7 protein-coding genes are annotated in these 25,946 nt (G+C 75.9%); all 7 read right to left on the bottom strand.

The features are described from left to right. Positions 1–48: 48 nt before the first annotated feature. The 7 genes from WMF33_RS19595 to WMF33_RS19565 all read right to left on the bottom strand — a co-directional run bounded on the left by WMF33_RS19595 (position 49) and on the right by WMF33_RS19565 (position 25,900). Positions 49–1,659, bottom strand: a complete 1,611-nt coding sequence (locus tag WMF33_RS19595) for an MBL fold metallo-hydrolase (protein ID WP_437338563.1) — start codon at positions 1,657–1,659, stop codon at positions 49–51. Further along, complete coding sequence (locus WMF33_RS19590; RefSeq protein ID WP_437338562.1) at positions 1,656–8,825, bottom strand: amino acid adenylation domain-containing protein; 7,170 nt, start codon at positions 8,823–8,825, stop codon at positions 1,656–1,658. The genes WMF33_RS19595 and WMF33_RS19590 overlap by 4 nt, the downstream gene beginning before the upstream one ends. 86 nt (positions 8,826–8,911) lie before the next feature. Continuing rightward, the gene (locus WMF33_RS19585; protein WP_437338561.1) at positions 8,912–9,952 is read right to left on the bottom strand and encodes a TauD/TfdA family dioxygenase; all 1,041 of its coding nucleotides are present in this window, start codon (positions 9,950–9,952) and stop codon (positions 8,912–8,914) included. A gap of 67 nt (positions 9,953–10,019) precedes the next feature. Next, positions 10,020–11,369: a radical SAM protein gene (locus tag WMF33_RS19580; RefSeq protein ID WP_061621870.1), complete on the bottom strand. Its 1,350-nt coding sequence runs from the start codon at positions 11,367–11,369 to the stop codon at positions 10,020–10,022. A gap of 85 nt (positions 11,370–11,454) precedes the next feature. Next, entirely contained in the window at positions 11,455–16,059 is a 4,605-nt protein-coding gene (locus WMF33_RS19575) for an amino acid adenylation domain-containing protein (protein WP_437338560.1), read from the bottom strand. Next, positions 16,056–20,567: a type I polyketide synthase gene (locus tag WMF33_RS19570; RefSeq protein ID WP_437338559.1), complete on the bottom strand. Its 4,512-nt coding sequence runs from the start codon at positions 20,565–20,567 to the stop codon at positions 16,056–16,058. The genes WMF33_RS19575 and WMF33_RS19570 overlap by 4 nt, the downstream gene beginning before the upstream one ends. A 5-nt stretch (positions 20,568–20,572) precedes the next feature. Continuing rightward, a complete protein-coding gene (locus tag WMF33_RS19565) occupies positions 20,573–25,900 on the bottom strand; it encodes an amino acid adenylation domain-containing protein (RefSeq protein WP_437338558.1) in 5,328 nt (1,775 codons plus the stop codon). Positions 25,901–25,946 lie beyond the last annotated feature (46 nt).

The following is a 25,946-nucleotide window of genomic DNA, read 5'->3' as shown; positions in this document are numbered from 1 at the left end:
CGCCGACCGCGGGCGGCGGCAGCGAGGCGGCCCCATCCGTCGCCGCGATCACGGCTCCCCTCCCCCGCGGCCCACGCTGATCCGCTTGCAGCCATAGAGCCTCTCGGCGGTGATCCCCGCCTCGCGACACCGCGCGACGAGCTTGTCCGACTCGACGATGGGGCGCGACTCCGGCGTGTACTGCATCACCATGATATGCCCCATCCAGGGCTCCTGCCCCATCGCATAGACGTAGACCTGCTTCGGCCGGAACCGCTCGACGATCGGCCAGCCGCGCTCGAAATCGGAGCCCGTGAACCGGCGCGACCTGTCGTGCTTCCGCAGGAGCGGCTTCGTGAGCAGCGGGCCATAGAGCCAGCTCATCTGCGCGCCGTCGCACTCCATGCCGATGAAGAGGACGTCGGCGTCGCCGATCCGGTCGTGGATCCGGTCGTACAGCTTCGGATCCAGGTTGTTCGAGTCCGCGAGAAACAGCGCGGTGCGGCCGTCCATCGCGACCGCGAAGCCGGCCTTCGTCCGGATGTCCAGGTCGGCGTGCTCGCCGAGGAAGGGGAGCGCCGCGATCCGGCCGCCCGGGATCGACAGCGACTCCATCGGTCCGAGCTCCACCACCCGCGGAAAGCCGATCCTCTGGAGCGCGAGGCGCAAGGACGGGTCGACGCGACAATCGCCCTTGCTCCGCGGGACGACGATGGTGCCGATCTTGTGGCGCAGGTCGATCAGCGTCTCGAGCAGGCAGTGGTCCTGGTGGTTGTGCGTCAGCACGACGTAATCGATCCGCTCGGGCAGGTCGTCGTGCGTGAGGCGCTCGCCGGGGCCGCCGTGCTGGTAGGCGATGATCGGATCGAACAGGACGCTCGTCGACGCGCTCTCCATCAAGACGCACGCGTGGCCGTAATACGTGAGCCGCGGCTCGGAAGAGCGGTAGTCCGGGCGGCGCGGCGGCGGCTCGGCCGAGAAGAAGCTGCGGAAGAGCGGCTCGTCGCCGGCGCTCACCCCGAGCCGCTCGCGGATCTCGCCGTACGATCCAGGGGTGTGGCGCATGCGGAAGAGCGCGTCGAGGTGCTCCGACGCGAACGGCACGTCGAGCATGAGCACGCCGGGGCGCGGGAGCCGCGGCGTGCTGAGCCCGTAGCCGCGGACGTCGCTCGCCGCGAGGGAGATCGCGAAGCTCTGCGCGGCCGGCTCGTAATACTCGCTGTCGTAAAACAGCGGCTCGAAATAGCGCACCGCCGGCTGGCCGTTGACGTCGTAGGTCAGCTCGACCATGCCCCGCAGCGGCGCGGGGATCTGCGCGTAGAGCGGCTCGAGCGACATGCCGTCGCCCCGCTCCGCCACGAGCCGGTCGAGCTCGTGAATGGCGTCCGCGAGCGAGAGCAGCCGGGCGCGCTCGCGGATCGTGCGCTCGGCGAGCGCCCGGACGGCCCCCGCCGCCTCGGCGCCGTGGCCGATGAACGGGCCGCCGGCGAGCGCGGGGTTCGTGAGCGCGGCGACGTGGATCTGCGGGTCCTCGGCGAAGGACTGCATGAGCTTCACGTGGCTGTTCGCGAGGAACATCGCCGCGCTCGGCGGCGGGATCAGGTAGATCCACGCATACCACTGGTTGAAGAGCGGCTCGGCGATGGCATTGGGCCTCAGCGTGACTTCGTCGCTTCTCATGAATGCTCCACGCCTGGCCCGGGCCCGGGCGCGCTGGGGGATGGATTGAGCCCTGTCTCGTGCAGCCGAGCCTCGATGGCGCGGGCGACCGCGGCGACCGCGGGCGCGCGCAGGACGCTCGCGTGGTCGGCCTCGACGTCGCGCACCTCGACGGCCTCGGCGAGCGCTTGCCACCGGCGCGCCGCCTCGCCGGGGTCGGCGAGGGTCGCGGTCGCGCGCAGCAGGAGGAGCGCGCCCGGGAAGCGCGCGCCCTCGTAGGCCGACGCCGCGCGGACGTGCGCCGCGTACACCGCGAACATCCGCTGGATCTGCTCGTCCGGCACGTCCTCGGGCAGGAGCGCGCTCGACCTCGCGCGCGCAAGCACGAGGCCGAGCCGCCCGGGCGGCTCGGTCGCGGCGAGGTCCGCGAACAGCGTCGGGCCGTCGAGCCCGAGGTCGGCGGCGAACCCGGCCACGAGCGTCCCCTCGTCGAGGGGCGGCGCGACGCCGGGCGGCCGGCTGTCGATCAGGGCGACGAGCGGGACGTCGCGCCCGGCGCGGGCGAGCTGGCGCGCGAGCTCGAAGGCCAGCACGCCGCCGAGCGACCAGCCGCCGAGCAAGAGCCGCGCGCCCGGGCAGACCTGCTCGATCAGGGCGCGGTACGGCGCGACGATCGCCTCGACGGTGGGCGCGGCGGGGCGCGCGGCCTCGGCGGAGAGCCCCGGCGCGCGCAGCGCGTACACGCGCCGCCGGCCGCCGAGGCGGAAGGCGAGCTCGCGGTACATGTCCACGCCGCCGCCCGCCGCGTGGACGAGGAAGAGCGGCGCGGCGTCCGCGGGGCCGTCCTCGAGCAGCACCAGCGCGGTCGCCTCCGACGGGCGCCGCGCGCGGATCGCGGCGGCCAGGCCGTCGATCGTGGGCCGCGCGTAGAGCGCCGAGGCCTCCAGCGCGACGCCGAACCGGGCGCGCACGCGGAGCATCATCCGCATCGCCGAGAGCGAGTCGCCGCCGAGCCGGAAGAAGTCGGCGTGCGGGTCGATCGCGGGCCGGCCGAGCACGCCGCGCCAGATCTCCACGAGGTCGCGCGCCACCGGATCCTCGGGCTCGGCCGGCGCGATCTCGGCGGCGGCCGCCGCGGGCGCGGGCAGCGCGGCGCGATCGACCTTGCCGCTCGGCATGCGCGGGATCGCGTCGAGCGCCACGAGCTCGCCCGGCACCATGTGCTCGGGCAGCCGCGCCGCGAGCGCGGCCGCCACCGACGCCGCGGTCGCGCCGGGGTCGAGGACCACGTACGCCACGAGGTGCGCCCCGCCCGCGGCCGCGTCCCGCCGGACCGTGCACGCGGCGCCGCGCACGCCCGGGGCCGCGAGGAGCGCCGACTCGACCTCCTGGACCTCGACGCGGTAGCCGCGCACCTTGACCTGCCCGTCGCGGCGGCCGACGAACTCGATCTCCCCGTCCGGCAAGAGGCGGACGTCATCGCCGCTCCGGTACATCCGCGCGCCCGGCGTGGAGGAGAACGGGTCGGGCACGAACCGCTCGGCCGTCAGCCCGGGCCGGTTCCAGTACCCGCGGGCCACCGCGGCGCCGCCGATGCAGAGCTCGCCGATCGCGCCGGGCCGGATCAGGCGGAGATCCTCGTCGACCACGTAGCAGGAGGCGTTCCCGATCGGGCGGCCGATCGGGACCACGTCCGACGCGCGGGCGCACGGCCACTGGGTCACGTCGATGGTGGTCTCGGTCGGGCCGTAGGTGTGCACGAGCTCGGTGGACGGGAGCACGGCGAAGAACCGGTCGCGCGTGCTCCGCGCCAGCGCTTCGCCGCCGGCGAAGACGCGCCGGAGCGTCGCCGCGCAGCGGCGCGCGTCGGGCTCCGCGAGGAAGTGATCGAGGAGCTGCGGCGTGAACCACAGCTCGGTGACCTCCGCGGCGACGATGAGGCGGGCGAGCGCCATCGCGTCGCGCTGCACGCCCGGGGGGCCGATCACCATCGTCGCGCCGGCGACGAGCGGCGCGAACAGCTCCCAGAGCGAGATGTCGAAGCTCAGCGAGGTCCGGTGCAGGAACCGGTGCCCCTCGGCCAGGGGGAAGCGCCGCTGCCGCCAGAGCAGGTTGTTGCAGAGCTGCCGGTGCGGCACGACGACGCCCTTCGGCAGGCCGGTCGAGCCGGAGGTGTAGATGATGTACGCCGCGTCGTCCGCCGAGCGCCCGTCCGGCGCCGCGCGGGGCGGGGCGGCGCGGCGCGGATCGCGCGCGAGATCCGCGGCGAGGACGGCCTCGGCCCCGGTGCCCGCGATCTTCTCGGCGCCGCGGCGATCGACCAGAGCGACCGACGAGGCCGAGTCGCGGACCAGGTAGGCGATCCGCTCGGCGGGGTACTCGGGGTCGAGCGGCACGTACGCCGCGCCGGCGATCAGCACGCCGAGGACGCTCACGACCGCGTCGACCGACCGGTCCATGCAGATGCCGACGTGATCCTCGCGGCCGATCCCGCGGCGCGCGAGCTCGGCCGCGACGGCGGAGGCGCGGGCCCACAGGCCGGCGTAGGTGACGCGCTCGTCGCCGGCCCACACCGCGACGGCCTCCGGCGTCCTCCGCGCCCGCGCCTCGACGCGGGCCTCGATCCGCATCGGCCCCGGCCACTCGACGCGGACCGCGCCGTTCGAGAGGGCCAGCGCGCGCTGCCCTTCGGTGAGCAGATCGAGCTCGGCGTGAGCGCCCTCCGGCGCGCGCGCCATGGCGTCGAGGACGCGCCGGGTCGCGCCCGCGACGAGCTGCATGTCCTCGTCCGAGAAGAGCGACGCGCTGCCGCTGAACAGGATCGACAGGCCGCCGTCCGCCGGGCTGAGGCTGCACGCGACCGAGAGCGCGAGGGGCGTCTCGCCGACGTCGTGCTCGTCGAGGACGGTGATCCCCGGGATCGAGAGCGCCGCGTCGTAGGCGTGGAAATGGGCGAAGTTGAACAGGACGTCGAAGAGCGGCTCGCCGCCGTTCTCCCGGACGAGCCGCGCGAGCGGGTACCGGCGGTGCGCGTCCATCGCGCGCTCGGCCTCGTGGACCTGCCGGACGAGATCGCGAAAGCTCCCGCGCCCGAGCTCGACCCGGAACGGGACCGTGTTAAGGAACATCCCGACGGCGCGATCGCCGTCCTCGGACTCGGGGCGGCAGTTGACCACGAGCCCGGTGACCACGTCCCGGCGGCCGCACAGGTAGGCGAGCACGCGGAGGTGGGCAGTCAGGAGCACGGTCTTGAGCGGGACCCCGAGCTCGGCGGCCAGCGCCGCGAGGCCCGCGTGGACCGGCGCCGCGACCCGCTCGCGCACGTTGCGGACCGGCGCCTCCTGCGCGCGGCCGAAAGGCGGGGCCGGCGCGGCGGCGACGGGCGCGAGCGCGGCGCCCTCGAGCGTGCGCCGGAAGTGATCCCGCGCCGCCTCCGACGCGAGCGCCTGCCGCTCGAGGGCGGCGCACTCGCGCTGGCCGATGCGCGGGGGCGGCGGGAGCGCCGGGACCTCCATCCCGAGCTCCCGCGCGTACAGCTGGAAGAGCTCGGTGACCATCTGGGCCGAGCTCCAGCCGTCGAGCAGCACGTGGTGCTGCGCCCGGGTGAACTGGAAGCTGCCCGGCCCGCGGCGATGGACCGAGATCCGGAGGAACGGGCCGCGCTGCAAGTCGAACCCGCCCGCGCGCGCCCGCTCGAGGTGCTCCGCGAGGGCGACGGCCTGCGCGGCCTCGGTCAGGCCGGTCCAGTCGTGCAGCTCGACGGGGATCTCGGCCCCGGCGCGCACGATCTGCAGCGGCTCGCCGAAGCCGGTGAGGTCCACCGTCGATCGGAGCGCCGGGTGGCGCCGCGCGAGCGCGCCGAGGGCGCGGCGGAAGGCGGCCTCGTCGAACGGCGCCCGCAGGTGGTAGCTCGCGACGTCGTGGTAGAAGACCGAGCCCGGCGCGCGCAGGCTGTGCGCGAGCACGCCCAGCTGGAGCTCGGTGAGCGGGAAGGCGTCCTCGGCGTCGGCCGGCAGGCGCGCCCGGTCGGCGTCCTGGAGCAGCGCGAACGGCGCGAGGGGCGCGACGCCGCCGGCGGCGGCGCCGCGGCCGTGGGCGTCGAGCCACGCGGCGAGGGAGCGCACCGTCGGGTGGCCGAAGAGCTGCGCCGGCGTGAAGTGGAGCCCGCGGCGGGCCGCCTGCGCCTGCACCCGGATGCTCCGGATGGAGTCGCCGCCGAGGGTGAAGAAGTTGTCGTCGACGCCGACGCGCTCGGCCCGGAGGACGGCCGACCAGATCTCCGCGAGCGCCTGCTCGGTCTCGGTCCGCGGCGCGACGCTGGCCGGGGCCGCGGGCGCGACCGGCGCCGGCAGGGCGCCGCGATCGACCTTGCCGTTCACCGTGCGCGGCAGGCCGTCGATCCGCACGAACGCCGACGGCACCATGTACGAGGGCAGCCTGGCCGCGATCCGCGCGCGGAGGTCGTCGTCCGAGGGGCCCCCCGGGTCCACGGCGAGGTAGGCGTAGAGCCGGGCGCCGTCGCCGTCGTCGCGGGCGACGACCACGGCCTCGCGCACCGCCGGGGAGCTCCCGATCACCGCCTCGATCTCGGCGGGCTCGACGCGGTAGCCGCGCACCTTCACCTGGTCGTCGACGCGCCCCATGAACTCGAGCGCGCCGTCCGCGCGGAAGCGCGCCCGGTCGCCGGTGCGGTACATCCGCGCGCCCGGCGCGCCCGCGAACGGATCGGGGCAGAAGCGCTCCGCGGTGAGGTCCGGCCGGCGTGCGTAGCACCGCGCGACGCCGAGCCCGCCGACGTAGATCTCGCCCGCGGCGCCGAGCGGCGCCGGCCGGAGATCGCCGTCGAGCACGTAGATCCGGGCGCTCTCCGCGGGGCGGCCGATCGGGACGCGGGCGGCCGAGGCGTCCTCGGGCAGGCAGGCGCGCGCCGTGCACCAGACGGTGGCCTCGGTCGGGCCGTACTCGTTCAGCAGCCGCGTCCCCGGGAGGCGCTCGACGTGCTTGCGCACGAGGGCCGGCACGCAGGCCTCGCCCGCGACGATCGCGAACCGGTGGAGCGCGAGCTCGGCCTCGGGGACGGCGTCGAGCAGCGCGCCCCACAGGTTCGGGTTGCAGTAGGTGACGGTGATCCGGTGCTCGCGGATGAGCCGCGCGATCGCGGCGGCGTCGCGCTGCGCGCCCTCCTCGGCGATCACGAGCGTGCCGCCCTCGCACAGCGTGTTGAAGATGGGCGCGACCGAGCTGTCGAACGCGAACGAGTAGAGCAGTAGGCAGCGCTCGGTCGGCTCGCCGAACAGCGCGCAACGGGCGCGCATCGAGGCGTGGAGGTTCGCGTGCGTCACCTCGACGCCCTTCGGCTCGCCCGTGGAGCCCGAGGTGTAGATCACGTACGCGAGCGAGCCGGGCGCGGGCCCCGGCGGCGCCGCGGGCGCCGCGTCGAGGGGCGCGTCGACGAGGAGCAGGTCGGCGGCGGGGGCGCGGTCGGCGGTGGCCGCGTGCGCGACAACGATCCGCGTGGTCGCCTGCTCGAGGAGGAAGCGCCGGCGCGCCTCGGGGTAGCTCGGGTCGACGGGGACGTACGCCGCGCCGGCGCGCAGCACGCCCAGGACGCCGACGATCAGATCGACCGAGCGCTCGATCAGGACCACGACGCGCGACTCCGGGCCGACCCCGCGCGCCGCGAGGGCCGAGGCGACGGCGCGGGTGCGGGCGTCGAGCGCGCGGTAGGTGAGGCTCGCGCCGCCGGCCGTCACCGCGACGCGCTCCGGGCGCTCGGCTGCCCGCTCCAGGATCTCGTCGACGACGGTGCGCCCGGCGGCCGCGGCGGCCGCGGGATCGCCCCCGCCGTCCCCCAGCGCGAGGAGCCGCCGGAGCTCGGCGGGCCCGACGAGATCGAGCCGCGCCACCGGGCGATCCGGCGCCCTGCTCGCCGACGCGATCAGCGTCGCGAGCCGCTCCGCGAACAGGTCGGCGAACGCGCCGCCGTACCGCGCCCCCGCGAAGCGCAGCGCGCACGCGAGCCGCGGCGCCTCGGGCGACCACGTGAAGCCGACGCGGACGCCGGCCGCGGGCTCGTCCACCTCGCACGCCGCGACGCGGGCCGTGACGCCCGCGCGCTCGGCCTGCGCCGGGGCGCGCTCGAAGCGGAACGCGACGCCCGCGGTCCCCTGCCCCTCCGCGGTCCCCTCGTCCTCGCGCGCCCCCAGGCACGCCTGCCACTGGGCGTGCTCCCGGAGGCGCGCGTGCACGTCCGCCGCGAGCGCGGCGAAGGTCGCGCCGGCGCCGACGGGCGCCGCGAGGGGCGCGAGCTGCGCGAACGGGCCGACCGCGCCCGCCAGGTCGGCGAGCTCGCGGCCGCCGAGCAGCACGTCGAGGCGCACCTCGCCGCGGCCGGCGTGGCGGTCCACCGTCGCGGCGACGGCGGCGAGCAGCAGGGCCTCGAGCGACACGCCGCGCTCGGCGGAGGCCCGCTCCAGGGCGGCGAGCGTCGCGGCGTCGACCTCGAAGGACCGGTCGATCGCCCCCTCGGACGGGGGCTCGTCCAGGCCCGGCACGACCGACGCCTCGACCGACCGCTGCCGCTGCCAGTGCGCGATCCCGGGGACGGCCTCATCGGACGCCGCGAGCTCGGCCACCCAGTCGGCGTAATCGGCGTGCTGCACGGTGGGCTCGAGCGCGTCGCGGGTGCGCCCGGCGCGCGCGGCTGCCAGGGCGCAGAGCTCGGTCGCCAGGTGCCCCGCGGTCTCGCGGTCGGCGCACAGGGCCGACGTCCGCAGGCCGATGACCCACCGGGCGCCGCCCGCGCGCGCGATCGCCCACGTGGTCTCCGGGCCGCCGGCGGGGGGCGGCGGGAGCGCGGCCTTGGTGCGCGCGACCAGCGCGGGCTCGGTCTCGCCCTCGGCGAGCGGCGCGACGACGACGGGCGCCGGCGCCGCCTCGACCACGACCTGCAGCGGGTGCGCCATGCCCGGGAGGCACGCGAACCGCGTCCGGAGGATCTCGTGCCGGCCGGCGAGATCCTCGATCACCGCGGCGGCGCCGCCCTCCCCGGAGATCCCGTCGACCACGAAGACGAAGCGCGCCTCCGGCGCCGTCCGCGCGGACGAGAGCCGCCGCTGCTGCGGCGAGAGCCGGAAGCCGCGAATGACCTGCTCGTCGAGCGCCGGTGTCTGAAGTTGCCTATCCATCCTATCCCCGGTCCATGGTGCTCAGCACGAAGTCTCCCCGCGGCCCGCGGCCCGCGGCGGTCCTGGATGCGCGCGCCGCGCGCGGCTCACGACACGGACCGCGGCTCCGAGAGCGCGACGACCACGCGGCGGGCGCCCTCGAACGGCTCCCGGCCGTGCGCGACGGTCATGTTGTCGAGCAGGAGCACGTCGCCGCGCGCCCACGGGAACAGGATCCTCTCCGCGTCATAGGCGTCCAGGATCGTCCGCACGTCCGCCGGATCGATCGGTGAGCCGTCTCCATAGAAGGTCTGGAACGGCAGCCCGTCCTCTCCGTAGGTCGACACCAGCGCCTGCCGCACGTCGGCCTCGCGCGCGGCGAGGTGGAAGAACGCCGCGTGGTTGAACCAGAGCCGCTCCCCCGTGATCGGGTGGCGCTGAACCGCGGGCCGGACCGCGACGGTGCGCAGCCGCTCGCCGTCGAGCCACTCGACCTCGATCGCGTGCGCCTTGCAGTACGCCTCGACCTTGGCACGGTCGTCCGTATAGAACGCCTGTTGCCAGGTCAACCCGACACCCGCGTTGTAATTGCGCACGTACCGCACGCCCCTCGCCTCGAAGCGAGCCTGGATCTCCAGCGGGATCCGCGCGAGCACGCGGCGGACATCGCAGATGGGCGTCTCGCCGCGCCCCCCGGGCGCGGTGAGACAGCAAAAGAAGATCTTCCGCGGCCACGTGAAGCAGTAAGCCCCCTCGTTGTGCAACGCGATCGTCTGGTGCTGCGGGTAGAACGTCGAGGCGTAAACCCGCTTCGCGCCCGCCTCGGCCCGGGGCGTCGACTCGTCGCCGGGCGCGTCGAGCGGATCGCCGTCCGACGCCGCGGCCACGACCTCGGCGAAGCGCTCCGGCGCGTCGACGCCGAAGCCGCGGAAGAGCAGCGCCCGGTGCTCCAGGAGCAGGGCGTCGACGCGCGGCCGGTGCGCGCGGATCCACGCGGCGAGATCCACGTGGCCCGCGGCGGCGGCGGGGCTCGCGACGGCGAGCACCGAGCGCGCCTCGCTCCACGGGCGGACGTCGACGAGCGCGGCGCCCGACAGGACCACTTCTCGACGACGATCGCCGCGGAGCGGCCGATTGGAGATGCTCATGGCGAATTCCCGGAGAGATAGAGTTTCGCGTCACCGCGCCTCGCGCGCCTGCACATCGCGTCCATGATCACAAGAGCGGGAGCGAGCGGCGGTCGTTCAGCCGCTCGGGCGCCGGGCGCGACGTCGAGAGCTGCTGGATGAGATCGCCGAGCAGCCACTCGAGCAGCGACTCCCCCGCGGGGGTGAGCGACAGGACCGCCCCGGCGCTCGTGAGCAGCCCCCAGTCGACGTACCTCGCGGTCGACGCGGCGAACCGCTGCACGAGCGCGTCGTCGAACGACGCGCGCAGCTCGGCGAGATCCACCGGGCGGTTCGATTTCCAGAGCGCGAGGACCAGGATGTACATCCGCTCCAGCGGCCCGAGCTCGTACTTCGTGCCGATGGGCAGCGAGCGGGCGTTCACGCGCGCGATGTACTCCTCCTTGTCGTCGACGTTGATATAGAAGTGGCCAGGGCCGTAGTTCTGCACGTGCGGCCCGAACGCGACGCACGGGGTCTGCTTCTCCCACCGCTCGCGGTAGACCTTGGTGTCCGCGACCTTCGGCTTGAGGAACCAGCCGACGAGGTTCTCGCGGTATCCGGCGCCCTCGAGCAGCGCCTTCGCCTCGGCGCGCATCACGCGGCACTCGACCTCGCTCGGGAAGGCGCCCGGGGCGGCCTCGTACTCGCGCACGAGCGGCGGATCGTCGCGGACCTCCAGGCGATAGAGGGTGATCGAGGGCGTCTCGAGCGCGATCGCGGTCTCGACCGACTCCAGGAACTCGGCGCGCGTCTGCGTCTTGAGCCCGTACAGGAGGTCGATGTTGACCGACGGGATGCGCGCGATCGCCTCGCGCAGCACGTCCATCGCCTTTTCGCGCGAGAACGTCCGCGCGACCATGCCGAGGAGCCGGTCGTTGAACGCCTGCACGCCGATGCTCAGGCGCGTGGCGTACCGCTCCAGCACGTCGAGCTTCTCGCGCCCGAGCGTGCCGATGCTGGCCTCGACGCAGACCTCGGCGTCGGGCGTCAGGCGGTAGCTCGTGAAGAACGCGAGGTGCTCCTCCAGCATGTCGCGCGGGAGGACCGTCGGCGTGCCGCCGCCGAAATAGATCGAGGGCACGCTCTTTTCGCGCAGGCCGCAGAGCTCGTCCATGAGCCGCGCGTGGGCCCGCTCCGCCTCGAGCAAGCGCTGCATCTCCGAGCGCTTGTCGATCTTCCCCCAGTAATAACAGTACGTGCACTCCTCGACGCACCACGGCACGTGGGCGTAGAGCGCCACGCTCGGGGCGCCGGCATAGAGCGACCGGATCCAGGGGAGCGCGGCGTCGTCGTACCGCGAAGGCCGCGAGCAGGCCTTGACCACGTCCTCGAAGATCCTGAACCGGAACTGCCGCGCAGTCCGCTGCTCGAAGAAATCACCCGGGAGACGACCCATTCCGAGTCGCTCCAATACGGTCCTATCGGCCATCGTCCATTCCTCTCTTCACCGCACGTCCGCCGCGTTGCACGGGTCGTCGGCGTTAAGGTTTCTCGAGATGAGGCCCGTCCGCGCGCGCCTCGGGAGCACCGGATCGCTCCCTTTCGGCCGATCGCTTGCGCAGCTGGCCTGCGCGCTGCCGGAACGCCTCGGCCTCCTCCTTGCGCAACGCCGCGTCCTCCTCGCGGACGAACGCGGCGAGCTCGGCGACCGGGGCCCGGGGCCGCTCGACCACCGCGGAGAGGAGCCGCAGGAAGACCCGCGGCAATCGCGCGACCGCCGCCGCGTCGAACTGGCTCCGGCGAAACTCGAAATACCCGCGCAGGCCGCCTTCGTCCGTGGGCCACAGCAGGATGGAGAGATCGAACGGGACGATCGGCGGGTAGAGCGGGATCAGGTCGGCGCGGAGGCCCGGCACGACGACCGCGGCCTTCGGCGCGTTCTGCAGGGCGAGCCAGACGCGGAACAGCGGGTTCTGGGCAACGTCGCGCTCGCGCCGGAGCTCGTTCACCACGAGGTCGAACGGGACGTCCTGCCGGGCGAACGCGTCGAGCGCGGTCTGCCGGCTGCGCGCGAGGAGCTCGGCGAACGTCGGCTCGCCGGAGACGTCGACGCGGAGCACGACCGGATTCACGAGCAGGCCGACGAGCCCCTCCAGCTCGGCCCGCCGCCGGTTCGCGAGCGGCGTGCCGACGGGGATGTCGGTGTCGCCCGTGAACGCGTGGACCAGGACGTCGAGCGCCGCGAGCAGCACCATGAAGAGCGTCGCGCCCTCGGCGCGCGCGAGCTCCTCGAGCGCCCGCGCGAGCGCCGGCGCGACGCCCACCTCCTCGCTCGCGCCCGCGCGGTCCTCCGGGCCCTGCGCCTTGCGCCCGTCGTTCGGGAGGCCCAGCGCGAGCGGGAGGCCGCGCAGCCGCTCGCGCCAGAAGTCGAGCTGCGCCTGGTCCACGGGCGCCTCGTGCTGCCAGGCCGCGTAATCGCCGTACTGCAAGGCCGGCTCGGGCAGGGCGGCGCCGGCGTAGAGCGCGAGGAGCTCCCGCACCAGCACGCCCATCGACCAGTCGTCCGAGACGATGTGGTGGATGGTCATCACGAGCACGTGCTCGCGGGCGTCGACCCGGAAGAGCGCGGCGCGCAGGAGCTGCCCGGTCGAGAGGTCGAACGGCCGCCACGCCTCGGCCGCGATCGCGCCCTCCAGCGATCGCGACCCGGCCCGCAGGTCGATCACGACGAGCGGCGCGGCCGGCGCGGGGCGCACGACCTGGACCGGCTCGCCGTCGACCGACACGAGCGCGGACCGCAGCGACTCGTGGCGCGCGAGCAGGCCGGCGACGGCGCGCTCGAGCGCGGGCACGTCGAGCGCGCCGGTGAGGCGCACCGCCGTGGGCACGTTGAACATCGCGGTGCCCGGCGTGAGCTGCTCGAGGAACCACATGCGCCGCTGGGCGTGCGAGAGCGGCGCGCGCTCGAGGCGGCGCCGCGGGATCGACGGCGCCTCGGCGGGCGAAGGTGCCGTCGCGCCCTCCGCGGGGGCGGCCGCCCGCGCGGCGAGCGCCTCGACCGCGGGCGCGAGCGCCGCGATCGTGGGCCGGTCGAACACGAGCTGCAGCGGGACCTCGACGCGGAGCGCGCGCTGCACGCGGGCGACGACCTGCGTCGCGAGGAGCGAGTGCCCGCCGAGGTCGAAGAAGTTGTCGAGCACGGAGACCTCGCCGGCGCTCAGCACCTCGCGCCAGATGCCGGCGAGCAGCGCCTCGGTGGGCGTGCGCGGCGGGACGCGCGGGGCCGCCGGGTCGCCCGCCGCCGGGTCCGGGGGCGGCAGGGCCGCGCGGTTCACCTTGCCGTTCTGCGAGAGCGGCAGCGCCTCCAGGGCGACCACCGCGGACGGGAGCATGGCGCTCGGGAGGCGGCCCCGGAGCGCCTCGCGCAGGTCCGGCGGGAGCGGCGCGCCCGGCGCCGGCACCACGTACGCGACCAGCCGCGGGTGCCCCGGGGCGTCCTCGCGCAGCATCACCACCGCCTGCTGCACGGCCGGCAGGGCCTCGAGCGCGGCCTCGATCTCGCCGAGCTCGATCCGGTGGCCGCGCAGCTTGATCTGGTGATCGGTGCGCCCCTGGAACTCGAGCGTCCCGCCCGGGAGCCAGCGCGCGAGGTCGCCGGTCCTGTAGAGCCGCTCGCCCGGCGTGCGCGCGAACGGGTGCGGCACGAACCGGAGCGCCGTCTGCTCGGGGCTGTTGCCGTAGCCGCGCGCGAGCGGGACGCCGCCGATGTACAGCTCGCCCGTCACGCCGAGGCCCACGCGCCGCATCCCGGCGTCGAGCAGGACGATCTCGCCGTTCGCCACGGGCTCCCCCATCGAGACGACCGCGCCGGCCTCGCCCCGCGGCAGCGAGCACCCGGTCACCGCGATCGACGCCTCGCTCGGGCCGTACATGTTGATCAGGTCGGCGTGGGCCGCCGCCGCGAAGAAGCGCCGCGTCAGCTCGGCGGGGACGGCCTCGCCGCCGACGAGGACGCGGCGGAGGCTCGCCGGGAAGGCGCCCGGCGCGTCCGCGAGGAACGCCGAGAGCATCGACGAGACGAAGTACGCGATCGTCACCCCGTGCCGCTCGATGGTGCGGCGGAGGTACGCCGGGTCGCGGTGGCCGCCGGGGCGCGCCACGACGATCCGCGCGCCGGCGAGGAGCGGCCAGAAGACCTCCCAGACCGAGACGTCGAAGCCGAACGGCGCCTTGAGGAGCATGCGGTCGCCCTCGCCGAGCGGCCACCGCTCCTGCACCCAGCCCATCTGGTTCACGATCGCGCGGTGCGACGTGAGCGACGCCTTCGGCCGGCCCGTCGAGCCGGACGTGTAGATCACGTACGCGACGTTGTCCGGGAGCGCGCGCGGGGGGCCGAGCGACGCGCCGCTCGCGCGCGCGATCGCGGCGTCGCCGTCGACGCAGACGACCGCGCACCCGCCGGACGGGAGCTCGTCGGCGGTGGCCTCGTCCGTGACGAGGATGCGCGCGCGCATCTCGCGGAGCATGTGCTCGACGCGCGCGGGAGGGAGATCCGGGTCGATCGCGAGGTAGCCCGCCCCCGCCTTGACCACGCCGAGCACCGCGATCACGAGCTCGAGCGAGCGCTGCAGGCAGACGCCCACGATCGTCTCGCGGCCCACGCCCATCGACGCGAGGTGACGGGCGAGCTGGTTCGATCGGCGCTCGAGCTCGGCGTAGCTGATCGAGGCGTCGTCGTGCTCGACCGCGACGGCGTCGGGGGTGCGCGCGGCCTGTCGGGACACGAGCTCGTCGAGCGTCACGGGCTCACGCTCGCGCGCGGGCCCGCGGGCCAGCGCGTCGAGCCGGGAGAGCTCGCGCGCGCCGAGGTACGCGCATTGGTCAACCGGCTCCGCGGCGACCGCCTCGCCGGGGCGCGCCGTGAGCTCGGCGAGCAGCGTGGCGAAGCGCTCGCCGAGGCGCGCCGCGTCCTCGTCGCTGGCGACGGACGCGTCGACCTCCAGCTCGAACGCGACGCCCTCGGGCGTCTCGGAGCAGACGAGCTGCGCGGCGAACGGCTCGGTCGTCACGCGGCGCGACGCGAGCGTGAGCCGGAGCCCCGCGGCGGCGCGCGGCGGCGCCGCCCTCCGGAACGAGAAGCCGAAGGCCCCGAGCGGGAGCGCGTCGGGCACGTAGTCCTGCAGGGCGCGGGCCTCGCGCTCGCCGCGGGCGACCCGCGCCGCGAGGCCGGCGAGCGGCTCGCCGCGCGACGGCGCGACGCGGAGCGGGACGTACCGCTCGTACGGCCCGCACGCGGCCCCGAGCTCCGGGTGCGTCCGCCCGTCGAACAGGGTCGCCACGGTCACGCCGGCGGGGTCCTCGCCGCTCGACCGCCACAGGACCGCCGCCCAGGCGGCGAGGCACGCGACCGGCAGCGGGACGGAACAGGCCTCGGCGGCCGCGCGCAGCCGCCGCTGGAGGGCCGGATCGACGGCGATCGCGGCGCGGCGCGGCCGGAAGCCCGGCCGGGCGTCCGCCGGCGGCGCGAAGAGGAGCGCCGCCGCGGGCGCGTCCGGGAGGCGCTCGCGCGCCCAGAGCGCCTGCGCCTCGGCCGCGTGGCGGGACTCCAGGAGGCCGTCCTGCCAGTCGGCCACGTCGGCGTACTGCCGCACCGCGGCCGACGCGGCCTCGTCGGCGAGCGGGGCGCCGCGCCCGAGGGCGGCGGCGAGCTCGGCGACGATGTTCTCGAGCGAGGCGCCGTCGACGCAGAGCGCGGGGGCGCTCAGCACGAGCTCGTGGCGCTCGGGGGACCGCCGGACGAGGGCCGCGCGGAGGGGCGGGTCGCCGAGCGGCTCGCTCGCGGCGCGGGCCAGCGCGGCGCCCGCGCCGCCGGGGTCCGCCTCGACGCGGAGGTCGACGCGGGGCGCGCCGACGATCTGGACCCCGGGCGCGCCGTCGGGCAGCTCGAACGTGGTCCGCAGGATCTCGTGCCGCGCGACGACCTCGCGCAGCGCGGACGCGATCCGCCGCTCGTCGCACGGCCCGTCGATGGTCACGTGCGCGACGGCCCGGTACGGCGACGGCTCCGCGGCGCCGCGCGACCGCGCCGCGAGCCGCCGCTGCTGCGGCGAGAGCGCGAACCCGCCTGTCTCGAGGGTCTCTGTCATGGCTCCTCTCGGCCGAGGGCCTTCCCCTCGGCGCCCTGGGTGGACGGCCTCACGGCGCGGCGCCGGGCGCTGCCGAGCCGCGCGAGCTCCGCGCCGCGGGCGCGCTCGAGCTCGCGGGCCCTGCGCTCCTCGACGCCGGCCTCGACGTGCTCCCGGAGCTCGGCGAGCGTCGCCTCCGGGCGCGAGGTCGCGCGCTCGAGCCCCCGCGCGTAGTCCTCGAGGAAGTCGCGCACGGTCTCCTGCCGGTAGAACTCCGTGCTGTACTCGACACCGAAGACGAAGCCGGACGGCCCCTCGGCGACCGTGAGCACGAAGTCGAACGGCGCCGCCTCGGCCTCGACCTCGAGCGCCTCGAGCACGACCCCGTCGAGCTCGATGCTGGGCACGCGCACGTTGCGCATCACGAACTTGGCGTCGAAGAGCGGCGCCTGGCCGGCGACGCGCCGCGGCCGCAGCGCCTCGACCAGCCGGTCGAAGGGCAGATCCTGGTGCTCGAACGCCTCGAGGGTCACGTCCCTGACCCGGCGCACGAGCTCGGCGAACGCGGGATTTCCGCTGAGATCGGCGCGGATGACGAGCTGGTTGACGAAGAAGCCGATCATCCCCTCCGTCTCGAGCCGGTTCCGGTTCGCGACGTCGGTCCCGACGACCATGTCCTCGATCCCGGTGCGCTGGTGGAGCAGCGCCTTGTAACAGGCGAGGAAGATCATGAACGGCGAGACCCCCTCGCGCCGCGCGAGGCCCCGCACGCCGTCGGCCAGCGCCGCGGGGGCCGGGAGGCTGTGGCGCGCGCCGCGCCAGGTGCGCGCGCCCTCGGGGGCGTGGTCGGCCGGGACGCGCACGCGCGGTAGATCGCCGGCGAGCTTCCTCCGCCAGTAGCCGAGCTCCGCCTCGAGCCCCTCGCCCGCGAGCCACGCGCCCTGCGCGGCCGCGAAGTCGACGTACTGGACCGGGAGCTCCGGCAGCGGCGAGGCCAGCCCCCGCGTGAACGCGCGGTAGAGCGCGCCGAACTCGGCGACGAAGACGCCGACCGACCAGACGTCGAACACGATGTGGTGCACGACGAGCACCACGATGTGCTCGCGCTCGGCGCGCCGGATCACGTGCGCGCGGAGGAGCGGGCCCGCGGCCAGGTCGAAGACCTCGAGCGCCTCCGCGGCGATGGCGCGCCGGGTCTCGGCCTCGAGGTCCGCGCCCGGGAGGTGCGCGAGGTCGGACACCCGCCACGGCACCGACGGCGCGGGCGCGACGACCGGCACCGGGCGGCCCTCGGCCGCGGCGAAGGTCGTGCGCAGCGCCTCGTGGCGGCGGCAGATCTCCTCGAGGCTCCGCCGCAGCGCCGCGAGATCGAGCCGGCCGTCCGCGCGGACCGCGAACGAGACGTTGTACGCCGGGCTGCCCGGCTCGAGCTGGTCGAGGAACCAGAGGCGCTGCTGCGCCGACGAGACCGGCAGCCGCCCGCCGCGCGGGACGGGGACGATCGGCGGCAGCGCGCTGCGGGCGGCCCCGGCGCCCTGCCGCCGCTCGATCTCCGCGGCGAGCGCCTCGATCGTCGGCCCCTCGAAGAGCGCGCGCACGGGCACGTCGACGCCGAGCCGCGCGCGCACGCGGGAGACGAGCTGCGTCGCCATCAGCGAGTCGCCGTGGAGCGCGAAGAAATCGTCGGTGACGCCGATGTCCTCGACGCCGAGGATCTCGGTCCAGATGCGCGCGAGCAGCCGCTCCATCTCGGTGCGGGGCGCGACGCGATCGGCGCGCCCCTCCGCGCCATCCGCGGGCGCGGCGGCCGGCGCGCCCGCGCCGCCCTCGTGGCGCGTCCCGTCGACGGCGGCGGCCGCCTCCGGGCCCGGCCGGGGCCCGCGCGCGAGCGAGACCCAGTGGCGCGTCCGCTCGAACGGGTACGACGGGAGCGGCACGCGGCGCCGGCCCTCCCCCTCGTGCAGGCGCTGCCAGGCGACCGGACAGCCGGCCTCCCACAGGCGGCCGAGCGCCTCGAGCGCCTGGCGCTGCTCGCTCGAGCCGGCCTCGCGCTCGCTCCGCAGCCCCTCGATCCCCAGCGCCGACGGCAAGGTGCGCCGCGCGAGCGCCGTGAGCGAGCGGCCTGGACCGACCTCCAGGAAGACCGCGTGCCCCTCGGCGCGGAGCGCCTCGAGCCCCTGCGCGAAGCGGACCGGCGCGCGCAGGTGCCGGGCCCAGTAGTCCGGATCGACGGCCTGCTCGTCCGTGATGGGCGCGCCGGTGACGTTGGAGATGAACGGCACGCGCGGCGGCCGGAGCGCGGCGCGGCGGACGCGCGCGCGGAACGGCTCGACCGCGCCGTCGAGCAGCGCCGAGTGGAACGCGTGCGACGTCTCGAGCCGGCGCGCGAACGTCCCCTGCGCCTCGAGCGCCGCCTGCACCTGATCGATGGCGCCGGACGGCCCCGAGAGCGCGACGAGCCCCGGCGCGTTCCACGCGGCGATCTCGACCCCGTCGCGGAGGAAGGCCTCGAGCCGCTCGGCCGGCGCGCCCACCGCGAGCATCGACCCCGGGGGCATCGCCTGGGTCAGCCGCCCGCGCTCGATCACGATCGCCACCGCGTCCTCGAGCGTCACGACGCCGGCGAGGCACGCCGCGACCCACTCGCCGAGGCTGTGCCCGAGCATCGCCGCGGGCTCGACGCCCCACGACATCCAGAGCCGCGCGAGCGCGTACTCGACCGCGAAGAGAACCGGCTGCACGCGATCGGTCGCCGTGAGGCGCGCGCCGTCGCCGTCGCCCGCCTCGAAGGCGACGCGCGCGAGATCCATCCCGGCCGCGTCGCCGGCGACCTGCGCGCACGCGTCGAAGGCCCGCCGGAACTCGGGCTCGGCCGCGTACAGCCCGGCGCCCGCGCCGAGGCGCTGCGCGCTCTGCCCGGGGAACAGGAACACGGCCCCCCGCCCCGCCGCGGCGGGCGCGCCCTTCCGCGGGGCGCGGAGGGCCTCGCGGGCCTCGCCGAGCGACGCCGCGACGACCGCGCGGCGATGCGCGTGCTCGCGGCGGCCGACCTGCAGCGTGAACGCCACGTCGCCGAGGTCGAGCGAGGGGCGGGCGTCGAGGTGGGCGGCGAGCGCGCCGCACGCGGCGTCGAGGGCGCGCTCGCTGCGGGCCGACAGCGCGAGCACGCACGCGGGCCTGCGCCACGGCGCCGCGGCCGGGGCGGCCGGCGGCTCCTCCAGCACGACGTGAGCGTTGGTGCCGCCGATGCCGAACGAGCTCACGCCCGCGCGCCGCGCCGGCTTGCCCGAGGGCCAGGGCCCGGCCGACGTGGGCACGAAGAACGGCGTCGACCCGAAATCGATGTGCGGGTTCGGCGCCTCGAAGTGGACGCACGGGGGGACCACCCCCTCGCGGACGACGTGGATCGCCTTGATGAGCCCCGCCACGCCGGCCGCGGCGTCGAGGTGGCCGATGTTGGCCTTGAGCGCCCCGAGCGCGCAGGAGCCGACCGCGTCGGTGCGCCGCCGGAACGCGGTCGTCAGCGCCTGGATCTCGACCGGGTCGCCGAGCAGCGTGCCGGTGCCGTGCGCCTCGACGTAGCCGATCGAGCCCGGATCGACCCCCGCGACGCGGTGCGCCTCGGTGATGACGGCGGCCTGCCCGGCGACGCCCGGCGCGCTGAAGCTCGCCTTCCTGCCGTCGTTGTTGACGGCCGTGCCGCGGATGACGGCGTGGATGCAGTCGCCGCCTTCGAGCGCGTCGGCGAGGCGCTTGAGCACGACAAGGCCGACGCCGCTGCCGGCGACCGTGCCCGCCGCGCGCGCGTCGAACGGCCGGCAGCGGCCGTCGGGCGACATGATGCCCCCGGGCACGTGGACGTGGCCGCCCTTCTGCGGCACCGCGACCGAGACCCCCCCGGCCAGGGCCACGTCGGTCTCGAAGCCGAGCAGGCTCTGGCACGCGACGTGGACCGCGACGAGCGACGTCGAGCAGGCGCTCTGCACGAGCACGCTCGGCCCGCGGAGGTCGAGCTTGTACGAGACGCGCGTGGTCAGGTAGTCCTTGTCGTTCGCCAGCGTGAGGGCGCGCAGCCCGACGGCCGCGACCAGATCGGGGCGCGAGACGACCTGGAGCAGGTACGCGCCCGGGCCGCACCCGCCGAAGACGCCGATCGCCCCCGCGGTGCGCGCCGGGTCGCAGCCGGCGTGCTCGAGCGCGTTCACCGCGCACTCGAGGAAGAGCCGGTGCTGGGGGTCGATGAGCTGCGCCTCGCGCGGCGGGATCTCGAAGTACGCCGCGTCGAAGTCCTCGATTCCATTCAGCAATCCGCCCGCGCAAACGACGGAGGCGACGGGGGCGGCGCCCGGCGCCTCCGGCAGGGCGGCGTGCGCCTCGCGCTCGTGCTCCGGGAAGAACGTGATCGACTCGACCCCGTTCACCACGTTGGCCCAGAGCGCGTCGACGTCGTCCGCGCCGGGGAAGCGCCCCGCCATGCCGATGACGGCGACGGCGCCGCCCAGGTCCTCGTGCTCGTCTCCGGGTGCCATCGCGCTCATCCGTTCGACCGCTCCCCGCGCGCGGCCTGCCGGCGGCGCGCCGCGTCCCGGCGCGCGTCCGCGCGCTGCTCGGCCGCGTCGGTCGACCCGCGCGCCGGATCGCTCGCGTCGACGCGCGCGGCGAGCGCCTCGATCGTCGGCGACTGGAACAGGTCCGCCACCGCGACCGGGGCGCGCAGCCGCTCCTTGAGCAGCCGCTGCGCGCGCACCGCGAGCAGCGACGTCAGCCCGATCTCGAAGAGGTTCTCGTTGACGCCGATCTGCTCGACCTGGAGCACCTCCTTGAGCGCCCCGACGATCGCGCGCTCGGTCGGCGTGCGCGGCGGGATCCGCGGCGCCTCGCCCTGGCCGCCGCGCGGGTCGATCGCGGCGAGCGCCGCGCGGTCGACCTTGCCGTTCGCGCTCAGCGGGAACGCGTCCACCGGGACGCACGCGCTCGGGACCATGTACTCGGGGAGCGTCCGCCGCGCGAACCCGAGGAGCACCTGCGGATCCAGGCCGTCGGCGCCGATGACGTACGCGACGAGGCGCCGGTCGCCCGAGGGGTCCTGCTTGACGGCGACCACGGCCTCCTTCACGTCCGCGTGCCGGAGCAGCACCGCCTCGATCTCGCCGAGCTCGACGCGGTAGCCCCGCACCTTCACCTGGAAGTCGACCCGCCCGAGCAGCTCGACGGCGCCATCGCGGAAGTACCGGGCGAGATCGCCGGTGCGGTAGAGCCGCTCCCCGGTCGCCGGGTGCGTGACGAAGCTCGCGGCGGTCCGGCCCTCGTCGTGGAAGTAGCCGAGCGCGACGCCGACGCCGCCGATGTAGAGCTCGCCCGGGACGCCGACCGGGCACGGCTCGAGCGCCTGGTCGAGGACGTAGACGCGCTGGTTCGCCATGGGGCGGCCGTACGGGACGCTGCGCCAGCGCGGATCGACGCGATCGATCGGGTGCAGGATCGACCAGATCGACGCCTCGGTGGCGCCGCCGAGGCTGACGATCCGCGCGGCCGGGGACGCGGCGCGGATCCGCTCGGGGAGCTTCAGGTCGATCCAGTCGCCGCTCAGCAGCACCAGGCGGAGCGACGCGAGGTCGGTCGGCGCCATCGTGCCGGCGCCGGCGGGGGCGGCGTCCAGCGCGAGCTGGAGCAGCGCGGGCACCGAGTTCCAGACGGTCACGCGCTCGGCCCGCACGAGCGCGGCCCACGCGTCGGGCTGCGGCCCCGGGCCCGGCGGCGGCAGGACGATGGCGCCGCCCGCCGCGAGCGTGCCGAAGAGGTCGTAGACCGACAGATCGAAGCTCAGGGACGAGAGCGCGAGCACGCGGTCGTCGCGCCCGACGCCGAACCGGCGGTTCACGTCGAGGATCGTGTTCACCGCGCCGCGGTGGTCGATCATCACCCCCTTCGGCTGGCCGGTGGATCCGGAGGTGTAGATCACGTACGCGAGGTCGCCCGGCGCGGGCGCGGCGCGCTGAGGGAGGCGAAGGGCGTCGTCGAGCTCGCCCAGCTCGTCCAGCTCGTCCACGAGCGCGCGCTCGACCCCGGCGGGCCAGTCGATCCGCGCGTCGACGTGCGCCTGCGTGAGCGCGAGGCGCGCCTCGCCGTGCGCGAGCAGGTGCGCGAGCCGCTCGCGCGGCAGCGCGGGATCGATCGGGAGGTACGCCGCCCCGGCGTGCAGCACGCCGAGCGCCGCGGCGACCTGCTCCCAGCCCTTGTCCATCGCGATCGCCACGAGCTGGCCGCGCCCCTGTCCGGCGCTCCGTACGCGCGCCGAGACGGCGAGCGCGCGCCGGCGCAGCTCCGCGTACGTCAGCCGCAGGCCGCCTGCGACGACCGCGACCGCGTCCGGCTGCTCGCTCGCCCGCGCGAAGAACGGCTCGTGCAGGCAGAGGTGGTCCTCGTACGGCTCCTCGGTCGCGTTCCACGTCACGAGCGCGCGCCGGCGCTCCTCGGGCGTGAGCAGGAGCGCCGCGACCCTCGCCTCCGGCGCGCGGACCGCCCGCTCCGCGATCTGCACGAGCGACTCGAGGAGCTCGTCGGCCGTGTGCGGGTCGAAGAGGTCGGTGTTGTACTGCAGCGAGACGACCTCCTCGCCGCCGCGCGCCTCCACCGAGAAGCGCAGGTCGAAGCGCGTCGCCTCCACCCCGAGGTCGAGGAGCTCGACCTCGAGGCCGCCGAGCGCCATCGCGGGCATCGGCGCGCTCTGGACGACGAGCATCACCTGGAAGAGCGGCGACCGGCTCATGTCGCGCCTCGGCTGCAGCGCCTCGACGACCTTCTCGAACGGCGCGTCCTGGTGCTCGAACGCCTCGAGCGCCGTCCCCCGGGCGCGCCGGAGCAGCTCGGCGAAGCTCGGGTCGCCGGCGAGGTCCACGCGCAGGACGAGCGTGTTCACGAACATGCCGACGAGCCCCTCGAGCTCGGGGCGCGGCCGGTTCGCGACCGCGGTGCCGATCGCGAGATCGTCCTGGCCGGTGGCGCGCCGGAGCGCCACGGCGAGCACGGCGAGCCACGCCATGAACCGCGTGACCTCCGCGCGCTGGCAGAGCGCGTCGAGATCGCCGAGCAGGCGCCGGGGGAGCACCGTCGTCCGCTCCGCGCCGGCGAACGTCTGGACGGCGCCGCGCGGCCGATCCGTCGGCAGCTCGACCGTCGGCAGGTCGCAGAGGCGCCGCGCCCACCACGCGACGAGCCCCTCGAGGCGCGCGCCCGAGAGCGCCTGCCGCTGCCAGCGGGCGAAGTCGACGTACTGCGCCGCGAGCGGCGGGAGCGCCGGAGCGCCCCCGCGACGACAGCTCTCGTACAAGGCGCCCAGGTCCCGGAGGAGCGGCGCGAACGACCACCCGTCGATCGCGATGTGGTGCACGCCGAGCACGAGGACGTGCTCCTCCGGCCCGAGCCGCACGAGGCGGGCCCGGAGCAGCGGGCCGGCGGCGAGGTCGAACGGCGTCGTGAGCTCCGCGCGGGCGGCGAGCCGCACCGCGCGCTCGCGCTCGCCCTCGGGCTGGTCGGACACGTCGACGAAGCGCACCGGGACGTCGCGGCGCTCGCCGATGCGCTGCACCGGGTCCGGGCTCGCCGCGAACGTGGCGCGGAGCGCGGCGTGGCGGCTGACCAGCCCCTCGAGCGCCCGCCCGAGGGCCTCCCGGTCGAGCGCGCCGCGGAGCCGCGCCGCCGGGGCCAGGTTGTAGGCCGTCAGGCCGGGGAGAAGCTGGTCGAGGATCCAGAGGCGCTCCTGCTCGTAGGAGAGCGGGTGATCCGCCGCGTCGGGCGCGCGCGGGATCGGCCCCGGGCCCGCGCCGCCCTCGCCTCCGCCGAGCGCGCCGAGGGCCATTGCCGGCCGGGCGGCGGCCTCGATCCGGCGCGACAGCGCGCGGACCGTCGGCGCCTCGAAGAGCGCGCTCAGCGCGACGCGGAGCCCGAGCCGGGCCTCCAGGCGCCCGATCACCTGCATCGCGGCGAGCGAGTCGCCGCCCAGCTCGAAGAAGCCGTCGGTCGCCCCCAGCCGCGGCGCCCCGAGCACCTCGCGCCAAATCGCGGCGACCTCCCGCTCCAGGTCGGTCGACGGCGCCTCGATCGCGCGCCCCTCCGGCGCGCCGGCGTCCAGCGACCCGCGCGCGAGCTCCTCGAGGTCGCCGGCCAGGAACGCCGCGCGGCAGGCGCCGCGCTGGATCTTGCCGCTCGAGGTCTTCGGGATCGTCCCCCGCGCGATCAGCACCACCGCGTGCGCCGCCACGTCGTGCTGGAGCTGCACCTCGCGGCGCACCGCCGCGACGACCTCCGCGAGGTCGGGTGCCCCGCGCGGGTCGACCTCCTGGACGAGGACGAGCCGCTCCTCGCCCTCCGCCTCGACGCCGAAGGCGGCGCAGCAGCCCCGGCGCAGCGCCGGGTGGCTCGCCTCGGCCGTGCGCTCGAGGTCGTCGGGGTACAGGTTCCGGCCGCGGACGAGGATCAGGTCCTTGAGCCGCCCCGTCACAAAGAGCGCCCCGTCGCGCAGGTAGCCGAGGTCGCCCGTGCGCAGGTACGGCCCCTCGTCCGGCGCGCCTTCGCGCCGCGCGCCGAACGCCTCGGCGGTCGCCTCGGCGCGCCCCCAGTAGCCGCGCGACACGCTCGGCCCGCGCACCCAGATCTCGCCGACCTCGCCGTCCTCTCGATCCCGCGTCGAGACCGGATCGACGATCCGCACCTCGCCGCCGGCGTCGACGGCGCGGCCGCACGCGACGAGCGTCTGCGCCGCGCGCCCCGGCGCAGGCGGCGCCGCGCGCCCGCCGGCGAGCGCCTCGCGATCGACCGTGGCGAGCGCGGGCCCGGCGCCGCGCTCGCCGCCCGTCACGATCAGCGTCCCCTCGGCCAGCCCGTAGCACGGGTAGAAGGCCTCGCGCCGGAACCCGCACGGCGCGAACGTCGCGGCGAAGCGCTCCAGCGTCTCGTGCCGCACCGGCTCCGCGCCCGTGAACGCCACGTCCCAGGTCGAGAGGTCCAGCGCGGCCACGTCGGCCGCGGTCGCCTTGCGCGCGCACAGGTCGTACGCGAAGTTCGGCCCGCCGCTCACCGTGGCGCCGAAGCGCGCGACGGCGCGCAGCCACCGCATCGGGCGCTCGAGGAACGCGAGCGGGGACATCAGCGCGACCGGGAACGCCGCGTAGAGCGGCTCGAGCACGCCGCCGATCAGCCCCATGTCGTGGAACGGCGGCAGCCAGATCACCCCGCGCGACGCGCGGCCGGTCCGGAACCCGCGCGCGATCGCGCCGAGGTTCGCGAGCAGGTTGCCGTGCGTGAGCATCACCCCCTTGGGCGCCCCGGTCGAGCCCGAGGTGTACTGGAGGAGCGCGAGCGTACCGCGCGAGATCGCGGGCGGACGCCAGGCCTCCTCGACGCCGGGCGCGAGCGCGTCGGTGCTGACCCACCGCCCCGCGCGCAGCGCCGGAGCCTGCTCGGCCAGCGCGTCGCCCATCGCCGCGATCGCCTCGGTGGTGAGCACGACGCGGGCGCCCGCGTCGGCGGCGATCGCCTCGAGGCGGGGCAGCGTCCGGCCGAGGCGCGCCGGATCCGGCGGGTACGCCGGCACGGCCACCACGCCGGCGTAGAGACAGCCGAGGAACGCGGCGACGTAGTCGAGCCCGGGCGCGTACAGGAGCACCGCGCGCTCGCCCGCGGCCGCGATCGCCTGGAGCGCGGCGCCGACGGCGCGCGCCCGTCGATCGATCTCCGCGAACGTGACATCGAGCCGCTCGGACTCGCCGTCTACAAGGAAGCTGTACGCGAGCTCGTCACCGAAGCAAGCCGCGCGGCCACGGCCCAGCTCGACGAGCGTCTCGAATGCAGCACCGGAGTCCATGGAATCACTCATGAGTCCGTCGGATTCGTGCGGTTTCATTGCGATG

Source organism: Sorangium sp. So ce394, from assembly GCF_051474665.1.
Taxonomy (GTDB): domain Bacteria; phylum Myxococcota_A; class Polyangia; order Polyangiales; family Polyangiaceae; genus Sorangium; species Sorangium cellulosum_D.
This window is presented reverse-complemented; position numbering and strand designations above follow the sequence as displayed.

Coding starts and splice junctions, on each gene's coding strand:
- WMF33_RS19595 (WP_437338563.1), bottom strand. CDS start 1,659: ATGAGAAGCGACGAAGTCACGCTGAGGCCCAATGCCATCGCCGAGCCG.
- WMF33_RS19590 (WP_437338562.1), bottom strand. CDS start 8,825: ATGGATAGGCAACTTCAGACACCGGCGCTCGACGAGCAGGTCATTCGC.
- WMF33_RS19585 (WP_437338561.1), bottom strand. CDS start 9,952: ATGAGCATCTCCAATCGGCCGCTCCGCGGCGATCGTCGTCGAGAAGTG.
- WMF33_RS19580 (WP_061621870.1), bottom strand. CDS start 11,369: ATGGGTCGTCTCCCGGGTGATTTCTTCGAGCAGCGGACTGCGCGGCAG.
- WMF33_RS19575 (WP_437338560.1), bottom strand. CDS start 16,059: ATGACAGAGACCCTCGAGACAGGCGGGTTCGCGCTCTCGCCGCAGCAG.
- WMF33_RS19570 (WP_437338559.1), bottom strand. CDS start 20,567: ATGGCACCCGGAGACGAGCACGAGGACCTGGGCGGCGCCGTCGCCGTC.
- WMF33_RS19565 (WP_437338558.1), bottom strand. CDS start 25,900: ATGGACTCCGGTGCTGCATTCGAGACGCTCGTCGAGCTGGGCCGTGGC.